Source organism: Geminocystis sp. NIES-3708 (assembly GCF_001548095.1).
Classification (GTDB): domain Bacteria; phylum Cyanobacteriota; class Cyanobacteriia; order Cyanobacteriales; family Cyanobacteriaceae; genus Geminocystis.
In genome coordinates this window covers 3,613,770-3,626,014 of the sequence record NZ_AP014815.1, presented here as the reverse complement: position 1 = coordinate 3,626,014, position 12,245 = coordinate 3,613,770, and the positions used below count along the sequence as shown (strand labels likewise).

Genomic DNA, 12,245 nt, shown 5'->3' with positions numbered 1-12,245 from the left:
ATGACAAGTTGTGAATATCAACCTGGTTTAGAAGGCATTCCCGTAGCACAATCTAGTATTAGTTTTGTGGATGGTAAGAACGGTATTTTAGAATATAGAGGCATTAATATTGAAGAATTAGCCCAAAAAAGTACTTTTATCGAAACCGCTTATTTACTAATTTGGGGTAAATTACCCACTAAAGAAGAATTATGTATTTTTCAGCAAGAAATTAATGATCATCGGCGTATTAAATATCATATTCGAGACATGATGAAGTGTTTTCCCGAAAGTGGTCATCCCATGGATGCTTTACAAACTTCGGCGGCGGCCTTAGGCTTATTTTATTCTCGTCGGGCTTTAGCCAAAGAAGAGTATATTAGAGATGCGGTGGTGCGTTTATTAGCAAAAATTCCCACAATGGTAGCGGCTTTTGCTCAAATGCGTAACGGAAATGATCCTGTTAAACCTAATGATAATTTGAATTATTCCGCTAACTTTTTGTATATGCTTACAGAAAAAGAACCTGAACCTTTAGAAGCTAGAATCTTTGATGTTTGTTTAATGCTTCATGCTGAACATACAATGAATGCTTCAACTTTTTCAGCGATGGTAACAGCTTCTACCCTCACAGATCCTTATGCTGTGGTAGCTTCTGCTGTGGGAACATTAGCAGGTCCTTTACATGGTGGTGCAAATGAAGAAGTTTTATCGATGCTAGAAGAAATTGGTTCGATCGAAAATGTTCGCCCTTATATTGAAAAATGTATCGAAAATAAACAGAAAATTATGGGTTTTGGTCATCGGGTTTATAAAGTAAAAGATCCTAGGGCAAGGATATTACAACAGTTAGCTGAACGATTATTTGAATTAACAGGTCATGATGATTATTATGACATTGCTTTAGAAGTAGAAAAAGTCGTGGCTGAAAAATTAGGACATAAGGGTATTTACGCTAATGTCGATTTTTATTCTGGATTGGTTTACCGTAAATTAGGTATTAAAACTGATTTATTCACTCCCATGTTTGCCATTTCTCGTGTAGCTGGTTGGTTAGCCCATTGGAAAGAACAATTAGCCGTTAATCGTATTTTCCGTCCTACTCAAGTGTATATAGGAGAACATGATCAAATTTATATCCCCATAGAAGAAAGATCTTAACAATTAACAATTAACAGTTAACAATCAAATCAATAACCACAAAAGCCTAAATTTTTTCTAATTTTGTATGATTAGGATTAATTATTTTTCTTCCTACCTCAAATTGAACAACTAAAGTATTCTTTTTTCCTAACCCTAATAAATGAGTAACGATTCCAGTGCCAAAAGTGGGATGATGTATTTGATCTCCTTCTTTCCAATCATGAGATTGAGAGGGGGTTTCTGATTCTTCTTTAGCTTTTTGAGAAATCGATTGACGAGAGCGTAAATTACTGGTGATTAAATCTTGGGGTAATTCTTCTAAAAACTGAGAAGGTGTGCAATAATCTACATTTCCCCATGAATATCTTTCTCTGGCGTAGGTGATGAATAATTGTTCTTTTGCCCTTGTTATCCCTACGTAACACAAGCGTCTTTCTTCCTCTAAATCCATAGGATCACGTAAACTACGATTATGGGGTAATAAACCTTGTTCAAAACCCACCAAAAAAACTACAGGAAATTCTAATCCTTTAGCAGAATGTAAAGTCATCAAAGATACTGTCTTTTCTCCTTCTTGAAGATTATCTAAATCTGAGGCTAAAGCGGCACTACTCAAAAAACCTTCTAAGCTAGAATCTTCATTATCCTCTTGAAATTGAAGCATAGCGTTTAATAATTCATTTAAGTTTTCTGTCCTTCCTTCCGCTTCATCTGTACCTTGTTGTTTTAAATCTTCTAAATAACCAGAATTATTAAGTATTTGATTTAAAATTTCCACCGCAGGTGTTTCTTGTATTTTGGCTTGACAATCATTGATAATTTGAGCAAATTGATTAACTTTTTTTGAGGCTTTTCCAGCAATAGTATTAACAGAAGTTTCATCACTAATAATTTCCCATAAAGGAATATTTAATTCTTGAGAAGCAGTTAATAAATTATCAATAGTTGTTTTCCCAATTCCTCGACGAGGAGTATTAATAATGCGTAAGAGACTAACAGTATCAGCAGGATTAGTAATTAAACGTAAATAAGCTAAAGCGTCTTTAATTTCTTTTCTTTCATAGAATTTTAAACCACCCACAATACTATAAGGAATATTTTTATTAATCAATTCATCTTCAAAAGCACGAGATTGAGCATTTATACGATATAAAATAGCAAAATCACCCCAATTTAATTCAGGATTTTCTTGTACTAATTGCAAAATTTTTCGACAAACAAAACTAGCTTCCTCTCTTTCATTATCTGCTCGATAAGTATAAATAGTTTCTCCTTCACCACGGGTTGCTTTTAATACTTTATCAATGCGTTGGGTATTTTTTTCAATTAAATGATTTGCTACTTGTAAAATATTTTCTCTGGAGCGATAATTTTCTTCTAACTTAACCATTGTTTGAGTTTTTTCATCGGGTAAATTATCTCCAAAGTCTTCTTGAAAATTCAACAAAATAGTAAAATCTGCCATACGAAAAGAGTAAATAGATTGATCTGCATCACCTACTACAAAAACAGATCTATTTTGCCAATTCCATTCTTTTTTATTCGTTTCATTATTAGTAGATAATAGTCGAATTAACTCATATTGAATTTGATTTGTGTCTTGATATTCATCAACTAAAATATGTTTAAATTGTTGATGCCAATAACCCAAAACTGATTCATTTTGTTGAAAGATGCGCACAGGTATTAATAATAAATCATCAAAATCTAAAGCATTATTTGCCGCTAATTGACTTTGATATTCTTCATAAATTTCTGCAATAACTCTACCTTTATAATCTTGATTTTGTTGAGCATATTGTTGAGGAGACAAACCTAAATTTTTAATATTACTAATGCTATAACGCATTTTTCTAGGTTCAAATTTTTTATCATCAAGATTGAGCTTTTTTGTGACAATTTGTTTGACTAGACTTTGAACATCAGACTCATCTAAAATTGTAAAATTTCTTTGCCAAACTCTTCCTTTATCATCCTGATATTTATTTATATCAAAACGCAAAATTTTAGCACATAAACTATGAAAAGTTCCTACCCAAAGAGGTTTAATTGTGTTGCGATAAACTTTAGATTTTATTTGTTTTTGCTCTAATTCAGATAATAAATCCCATCTTTGCCCATGTTTTTCTTCGGCAATTCTTTGAGCGAAAATTAATTCAATTCTTTCTTTCATCTCCCGTGCCGCTTTGTTAGTAAAAGTCACGGCTAAAATATTTTCTGGAGCAACTTTATGGGTTAGAATTAAATTAGCGATACGATAAGTTAAAGCTCTAGTTTTTCCCGATCCAGCACCAGCTACAACTAATAAAGGTCCGCAAAAATGTTCTACGGATTGACGTTGACACAGGTTAAGATGATTAAGAAAATCGAGATTAGAGTTCATTCGCTGAAGACATTTTAAATGGACATGATTTAATCTATTTTAACACAGATGCTTTTTGTAAGCCTAATATTTACTTATCATTATTATTATTTAAGGTTAAAAATTATTTTTGTATCTTTTTTTTGCTTCATAAAAGTGATTTATTCCATCTTTATTGTTAAGATTAAAATTATTTTATTAACTATTATTTTTTAATAGTATTAAATAGAATCACGATTTAAAGGTATCATTGCCCAAGTAACATAAGTACCAATAGGACTCCATAAAAGATAAGGTATTAATAAATATAATGCTGATTTATTAGTAAAAAAGACTAAAATTGCCAACCCTAAACCTATTAAAAACCCTCCCCCTCCAATTAACGTGCCAATCATTAAGCTACGCATGGCACACATTACTCTAGTGTAAGCTAAAATTACAATTTCTAAACTGAGATAAAATATCATTAGAATTATTTTTTTCATCAGATTAGTATCTGTATCCCAAGTTATACTTGCAGATAAAATTAGACAAACAAAAATAAAAATCCAAATAAAAGGGATAGCAAACTCAAAAGTAAGCCAATTTGGGCGACGTAACCGAAAAAACCACCTTAAATCATCAGGGGGAATACGATTAATCAATAAACTAATTAAAAATCCTATTCCACCAATCACTAACCAAGAAGGAATCATGTCAATTCACTATTAAGATGTAGAGTGAGCATTGCTCACAATCCCATTTTAATCTAATTAATTTCTGATTAAACTTTCGTAGCACGATTTGCTCCCATATTTTCACCTTCTCGCAGACGTTTACCACGCCAAAGTAATTTTAAGGGTGTACCTTTGAAACCTAATTGTTGACGAAATTGTTTTTCAATATAGCGACGATAATTATTATCTAATCGTTTAGGATCATTCACAAATAAAGCAATGGTGGGAGGTTTACTCGTTACTTGAGTGCCATAGTAAATTCTTCCTTGTTTCCCCTGCCTTGTGGTTGGTGGAGAATGCCATTTAACAGCTTCTTCTATAACTTCATTTATTACAGCAGTACTAACTCGTTTTTTATGTCCTTCTGCGGCATTATCGACTAATTCTAAAATATTTTCAACTCTTTTACCTGACATCGCTGACACAAAAATTCTTTCTGCCCATTCCATAAAAAATAAGCGATCATCGAGCATTTTTTGATATTCATAGATGGTATGGGAATCTTTTTCTACTGCATCCCATTTATTCGCAATGATAACAGCAGCTCGTCCTTCTTCGATAATTCTACCGGCTAATTTTAAATCTTGTTCGGTAACACCGTCTAAAACATCGATTACAAATAGTACAACATCTGCTCGTTTTATGGCTTTGAATGCCCTATTGATACCGAAAAATTCTGCCCCATAATCAACATTTTTTTTCCGTCTAATTCCAGCAGTATCAATGAGACGATAGGTTTTTCCATTTCTTTCTACTACCATATCAATGGCATCACGAGTTGTACCAGAAACAGGGCTAACAATGGAACGATTTTCCCCTGTTAAGGCATTTAAAAGACTTGATTTACCGACATTTGGTCGTCCGATAATTGCTACTTTAATCTCTTCAACTTCTTCTATTTCGTCCATACTGGGCAAGTATTGAATCAAATCTTCTAACAGTTCTGCTGTACCATTACCATGAATGGCTGAAAGAGGATATGGCTCACCTAAGCCTAAATTCCAAAACTCTGCGGCTTGAACTAATCCTTGTTTTTCTGATTCACATTTATTAACAGCTAATACAATGGGGATATTTTGAGTGCGCAACCATGCTGCAATTTCTTCATCTCCTGCAGTTAATCCTTGTTGTCCATCGACTACAAAGATAGCTGCTACAGCTTCTTCTAATGCGGCTTGTGCTTGTTCACGAATAAAAGGCAAAAATTCAGTATCATCATCAAAGATTAATCCTCCTGTATCGACGATTTGAAACTCTCTGTCTTGCCAAAATGCTGGTCGATAAGTACGATCTCGTGTTATACCTGGTTCATCATATACGATAGCATCTTGTTCTCCTGATAAACGATTAACGAGAGCAGATTTACCGACATTGGGACGGCCTATTATGGCAACGATAGGAAGCATGATTTTTAGAATTGAACATAGCCTTACCATTATATCTTATTTACAAGAATAAATCAATTGATCATAAGGATTAAAATTGCTAAAAATTTTTAATTGCTTCTTAATCTTAATTTGGGGGAAAAAATATTATCCTTTGATTATCGTATATCTAACAATCCGAGTTTATTATTATGAAGCATCATACTAAAATTGTCGCAACCATTGGACCTGCTAGTAATTCTTCTGAAATTATTAGAGAGATGGTAAAAAAAGGAATGAGTGTGGCGAGGTTAAATTTTTCTCATGGAACTTACGAAGAACACGCTCACATCATTTCTGTATTGCGTTCTGTGTCAGAAGAATTAGATACTACTATTACATTACTTCAAGATTTACAAGGACCAAAAATTAGAGTTGATAACTTACCCGATGGGCAAATTGATGTAAGACAAGGACAAAAATTAAAGTTAGTACCCGATAACATAATACCTGATTCTGAAAATACGATCACCATCGATTATCCCTATTTAGCAGAAGAAGCACACATTGGTGCACAAATTCTACTTGATGATGGTTTATTAGAGTTTAAAGTTGTGAAGATTGAAAATCAAGGAGTATTGTGTGAGGTAATAGAAGGAGGCATCCTCAAAAATCGTAAAGGAGTTAACTTGCCTAGCTTAAATTTGCGATTACCTTCCATGACAGAAAAAGATAAAAAAGATTTAAAATTTGGCTTATCTCAGGGAATTGACTGGGTTTCTCTAAGTTTTGTCAGAAAAGCTCAAGATGTTATTACCTTAAAAAGTTTTTTAGCTGAAAATAATGCTCAAGATACGCCAGTTATTGCTAAAATTGAAAAACCTCAAGCCATCGATAATTTAGAAGACATTATCAACCAGTGTGATGGAATTATGGTAGCGAGGGGAGATTTGGGAGTAGAAATGAGTGCCGAAAAAGTACCCCTTTTGCAAAAACAAATCATTTCTTTATGCAATCAAAAATCTATCCCTGTGATTACAGCAACACAAATGTTAGATAGTATGATTCGCAATCCTCGTCCTACTCGTGCTGAAGCTAGTGACGTAGCCAATGCGATTTTTGATGGCACGGATGCAGTAATGTTATCAGGAGAATCAGCAGTGGGAGATTACCCCATTAAAGCAGTGGAGATGATGGCTAAAATTGCTACCATTGTTGAACCACAACTTAATTTTGTCAACAATCCACCTTATTATGATGATGCTACTAATGCTTTAAGCGAAGCATTAAATATTATTGATAAAACTTTGTCTTTAAAATTCATTGTCACTTTTACCAGTAGTGGTTATACTTCCATGATAGCGGCAGGAGAACGTCCAAAAGCACCAGTTTTAGCTTTAACAATTAATGAAAAAGTCTATCATCGTTTAAATTTAATTTGGGGTGTAAAACCTATTCTAATCCCTAATGATCCAGCTAATTTTGAAGAGTTGGTGGCACAAGCAGAAAGGGTTATTAAACAAAAAAAATTAGGTAAATCAGGAGATGAAATTTTAATCATGGCAGGGATTCCCACAGGTAAAAGTCAAGGTACTAATTTTTTGAAAATACACAGAATTAATTAATAATTAACAAACGACAAGACAAGTGAAATTAGATTTAACGACTTCATACCTAAAAATCAAAAGATTCTAAACGTTTTAAAGTTCTTTCGATCTCTACTAAGATCAACATCAGCACTAGATTTATTATCATATTGAAAAGGGTTATCTAAATCAGAAATTAACACTAATAAATATATCAAAACTGAAAAAATTAGTCCAGAAATAACTAAATTTTGAAGAAAATAATTAGACTTTATTAAGAGAATAAATACTGATGCATCAATAATAATAATTTGTAAAATGGCATAGGCAGGTTCGATAAAATTTATATCTCTCATGCGTTGAATTTGTCTAATAAGAAAACGTAATTTATTTTGTTCTGATTGTAAACTACTCATTAAGGTTTCATTGATATATTTAGCTAAATCAGCAAAAAATGATTCAAAAAATTAATATTATTAATAACTGATTCAAGGGGCATATTTGTTTCTAAAGCCTCTAATAATTCCTTGCCAAAAATAATCAAAGCATTTTTTAAAGGTTGAGAATTATATTCAGAATGAAGAATTGCCACCAATAAATTAGTATCGTTAATACTCTCTAAAATATTACTAACTTCTAAGGGCAAACTTTCACTATAACGATAATCAGCAATAGTATTATTAAGAGCAAAAGCAATTAAAAAAGTCGTTGCTCCTAATAAAAAAGCCCCTAAAAGATCAAAAGACCAAATCTCTATATTTACTAAATGTATTTCATATTTACTCAACAAAAATAACCCCGTCAAGGGTAAAATTTTCAAGAAAATTTGCCACTTAATGCACTTATCTATTTTTTTCATAATTACTAATCAATAAAAGTTAACATCAATTCTTGTTATAGGCTTAATATTTTCCTTTTCTAATATCTGTTAGCACTTGCTTATCTTCATTAGTTTAATATTAAAATTGAACAAGAATTTTTAGTATATTAAATTATATTCAATCCTTCGATTTTTTCCTCGGACTCATGAGCGATACTCCTTAATTTATCTAACATTTCCTGACTTACATTTTGCCATAAATTTCGTTGAGATGCTTCGATTAATCTTTCTGCAATATCTCTTAATGCCCAAGGGTTTTTTTCTTGAATAAATTGTTGTATTTTTTCATCGAATAAATAACTTTTAGCTACTCCTTCAAACATAAAATTAGGTACGGTTTTCGTGGTAGCTGAATAGGCGAATAAATAGTCAACAGTTGCACTCATTTCAAATGCTCCTTTATAACCATGACGCATAACTCCGTCTATCCATTTAGGGTTAATAACTCGACTACGATAAACTCTGGCAATTTCTTCTTTTAACTCCCTAACTTTTGGGTTATTAGGTTGAGAATTATCTCCAAAATAAGTAACAGGATTTTCTCCTTTTAAATGTCTGACTGCCGCAGTTAATCCTCCTTGAAATTGATAATAATCATCAGAGTCTAATAAATCATGTTCTCGGTTATCTTGATTATGTAAAACTATTTGTAATTCCTTCAATCTTTGCTCAAAAACTTCAGGCATTGAAACTCCATGGCTACCCTGATAAGCATAACTACTCCAGTTTAAATAAGCTTTTGCTAAATCACCGTCATTTTCCCAATTTTGTGACTCTATTAAACCTTGTAAACCTGCACCATAAGCTCCGGGTTTTGAACCAAATAATCGATAACTTGCTCTGTCTTTTGCTTGATTATTTTCTAATCCTTGATCAAGCCAATATTTTGTCTCTTTTTCTACTTGTAAAGCAAGGGGATTATTTTCTTTTTCTCCCGTCAGAGTTGACAAATGTACGATCGCTTTATATAATAATTCCAGTATGTTAGAAAATCCGTCACGAAAAAAACCCGAAACTCTTATCGTTATATCTATACGAGGTCGTCCTAACACTGAAATAGGTATGATTTCATAATCAACAACCCTACGAGTAGCACCATCCCAGACGGGTTTTATTCCCATTAATGCCATAATTTGAGCAATGTCATCGCCTCCTGTGCGCATGGTGGAAGTACCCCAAACAGAAATTGCCAAAGTTCGAGGATATTCACCATTTTCTTGGGTATATCGTTCAATAACAGCTTCGGCAGCCTTTGCACCTACATCCCAAGCCGTTTCACTAGGTATTGCTCGAATATCTACCGAATAAAAATTACGCCCTGTCGGTAAAACATCAGCCCTGCCTCTGGAGGGAGCTCCTGATGAGCCACTAGAAATAAATTTACCTTCTAATCCTCTCATTAAATTAGTTATTTCTTGATCAGTTTTCCTTAAATTTGGTAGTAAGTTATTAGTTATCCAATTAAGAGATTTTTCTGTATGTTTTCCTAAGCTAATTTTTTGATAAATTTTTTTATCTAATAATTGAGCTATCCAAGATTTATTATCCTTCTGATTAATTATTGATTCTATGTTCTGTAAAAACAAATTTGTGATATTTTTTCCTTGAATGAGAGTATCAATTAATTGACAAGCAAGATTTTCGATATATTCTTTACTTTCTTTATCTTCTAATTTATCTTTAATTTTAAATAATGGCTTATTTTCTTTATTATTTATTACTAATTCAGTTAAATTATTTCTTAAATCTTGTTTGATACCCTCAATTAATCCTAAGTTATTATAATTACTAAAACGGGCAATCGCAATAATTAAATCTCGTAATTGTCTTCCGTCAGGGCATTCTCCAAAAATATGTAAACCATCTCTAATTTGAGCATCTTTTAATTCACATAAATAACCATCAGCAGTAGTTAAAAATTCCGAAAAACTATTTTTATCTATATCTTTTATCCCTAAATCTTCGTTGAAGTTAGTTTCTTTTATTAATTTTAATATGCGATCACTAATAACTTTTAAACGACTAGGATTAAGACTTTGTGCTTGATAATATTCATCAATTAAAACTTCCAAATCAAGCAACTCTTTATATAATTCAGCACGAGTTAAAGGTGGAGTTAAATGATCAATTATTACTGCATTTGCTCTTCTTTTTGCTTGTGAACCTTCTCCCGGATCATTTACAATAAAAGGATAAAAATTAGGTAAAGTATCTAAAGTTATTTCGGGGTAACAATTTTCTGATAAAACTAAACTTTTACCCGGCAACCATTCTAAATTACCATGTTTTCCTACATGAATAATAGCATCTGTTTTAAAAATTTCTCTCACCCAATAATAAAAAGCTAAATAATGATGAGTGGGTTCTAAATCAGGTGCATGATAGTTTAAACTAGGATCTAAATCATAACCTCTTGATGGTTGAATACCAATAAAAATATTACCTAATTGTACACCAGAAATGGGGATAAATGATTCTTCCCAAACTCTATTATTATAATGGGAGTTAAACTTATCTGATAATTGACTAATATCACCCCATCTATTAATAATTTCTTGTTGAACTTCTAAGGGTAAAGTGAGAAAATAATTTTGATATTCTTCTAAAGATAAATATTGATTAATTTTTCGGTTAGATTGCATTTCTAAATCATTAGTTACCCCTTCAATTAACTTAAAGATTAACTCGTCACCGTTAGCTGGAATATTATTAACTTGATAACCTTTGTTTTGTAAAGCCTTTAAGATGTTAATACAACTAGCAGGAGTATCTAAACCAACACCATTAGCTATTCTTCCATCTTTATTAGGATAGTTAGCTAAAATCAAAGCAACTTTTTTTTCTGAGTTTTTTAATTTACTTAATTTTGCCCATTTTTCTGCTAATTTAGCAATATATTCTACTCGATTTATTAAGGGTTTATATTCAATAATATCCGTTTCCAATTGAGGATGCCAAGTTGCAACTGATTTAAAAGAAATTGCACGAGTTATTATTCTTCCATCAACTTCAGGTAAAGCAATATTCATGGCAACATCTCTCGGTGATAAGCCTTGAAGATTATCTTCCCAATATTCTTGAGTACTGCCACTTAAAACAACTTGTAAAACTGGAATATCTAAAGTTTGCCAAATTTTAGCGTTAGTTTCATTGCCAATTTTTGCCACAGAAAAGCTAGTAGTATTAAGAATTAATTTTACTTGATATTGTTGTAAAAGTTTAATTAATTCTTCTTGAATATCTATTTCTTGAAGAGAAGATACATATATAGAAATACTCGTTAAATTTTGTTTTTCTAAACTTTTAGATAATGCGTCAATGGGTTTAAGATTACCTGATAAATAATGTGATCGATAAAATATAATAGCGGTGTCAATATTTTGATTAATTATGTCTTTTTTTTCTCTTTCATTTGTGTGCATTGACCACCCTGTATTATTATTTTGAGTAAAAGATGTCAAAGTTTTTTTATAAAGACCTAAACGAGGAATTGATTGGGGTGAATTAAAATTAAATTTAGTATCAAAAAAATTGTCACTGATAAACTTAAAAGCGTTAACAAAATTTTCTACTCCTCCTTCTATTAAATATTGCCAAAATTGATTAACTTTAGATAAGGAAATATTAGAATGATTAATTAATTCAAAATCAGGGCGATCATCTCCGGGTAAAATGATTAAATGAGCGTTATTTTGGCTGACTATTTCTTTACAAACTTCTAAGCCATAACTCCAATAACTTCTTCCTCCTAACAACCGTAAAATAATCACTTTTGCTTGTGATAAAATTTCTTCTGCATAAGTATCAATCGTTAATTCTTGTTGTAATTGCAGTAAATTAACAACTCGAATATCAGGAAAATCTTTAGGTAAAATTTCGACACTGGCGGCAATGCTTTGAATATCGGTGTCTGCACTGGTTAAAAAGATAATAGGTGCAGGATTTTGTTGAATAATAATCACCCCTTCAGATTCAGGATTCCATCCACCGGGTATTGTTGGTATTCTGTGCATTCAGATAATTAATTATTGGTTTTAATTTGTTCTTTTGGTACTATATCCATAATTGCAGTGTTTAACATCATTTAATCAATGAATCACCATCATACCGTCATGTTAATGTTAAGTAGTTCGAGGTAAGATCGATCTCATAAGAGTGATTTGATTTACTCTTAACCTTAAATGTTGAAAATTGAATCAATTTAGGATAAATGTT

At 31.8% G+C, this 12,245-nt stretch carries 8 protein-coding genes; 2 read left to right on the top strand and 6 right to left on the bottom strand.

From position 1 onward, the window contains the following. Positions 1–1,140, top strand: a complete 1,140-nt coding sequence (locus GM3708_RS15910; protein WP_066348981.1) for a citrate synthase — start codon at positions 1–3, stop codon at positions 1,138–1,140. 46 nt (positions 1,141–1,186) lie between these two features. Here the strand turns inward: GM3708_RS15910 and pcrA are convergent, their stop codons facing one another. The 3 genes from pcrA to der form a co-directional block, all read right to left on the bottom strand. After that, positions 1,187–3,505 (bottom strand): DNA helicase PcrA, encoded by a 2,319-nt coding sequence (gene pcrA / locus GM3708_RS15905; protein WP_066348979.1) that lies wholly within the window; start codon positions 3,503–3,505, stop codon positions 1,187–1,189. A 200-nt stretch (positions 3,506–3,705) separates the two neighbouring features. After that, positions 3,706–4,179, bottom strand: a complete 474-nt coding sequence (locus GM3708_RS15900) for a TspO/MBR family protein (protein ID WP_066348977.1) — start codon at positions 4,177–4,179, stop codon at positions 3,706–3,708. Between the two features lie 68 nt (positions 4,180–4,247). Then, positions 4,248–5,609 carry a ribosome biogenesis GTPase Der gene (der, locus tag GM3708_RS15895; protein WP_173645048.1) on the bottom strand — a complete coding sequence of 454 codons (1,362 nt, stop codon included), beginning with the start codon at positions 5,607–5,609 and terminating at the stop codon, positions 4,248–4,250. A 167-nt stretch (positions 5,610–5,776) separates the two neighbouring features. On the opposite strand from der, the gene pyk reads away from it, so the two are divergent. Next, positions 5,777–7,189 (top strand): pyruvate kinase, encoded by a 1,413-nt coding sequence (gene pyk / locus GM3708_RS15890; RefSeq protein ID WP_066348974.1) that lies wholly within the window; start codon positions 5,777–5,779, stop codon positions 7,187–7,189. Between the two features lie 56 nt (positions 7,190–7,245). On the opposite strand, the gene GM3708_RS15885 is transcribed toward pyk, so the two are convergent. The 3 genes from GM3708_RS15885 to cobN all read right to left on the bottom strand — a co-directional run bounded on the left by GM3708_RS15885 (position 7,246) and on the right by cobN (position 12,043). Next, positions 7,246–7,566, bottom strand: a complete 321-nt coding sequence (locus GM3708_RS15885) for a hypothetical protein (protein ID WP_066348972.1) — start codon at positions 7,564–7,566, stop codon at positions 7,246–7,248. Between the two features lie 23 nt (positions 7,567–7,589). Continuing rightward, entirely contained in the window at positions 7,590–8,009 is a 420-nt protein-coding gene (locus GM3708_RS15880) for a hypothetical protein (RefSeq protein WP_066348970.1), read from the bottom strand. Between the two features lie 128 nt (positions 8,010–8,137). After that, complete coding sequence (gene cobN, locus GM3708_RS15875; RefSeq protein WP_066348966.1) at positions 8,138–12,043, bottom strand: cobaltochelatase subunit CobN; 3,906 nt, start codon at positions 12,041–12,043, stop codon at positions 8,138–8,140. Positions 12,044–12,245 lie beyond the last annotated feature (202 nt).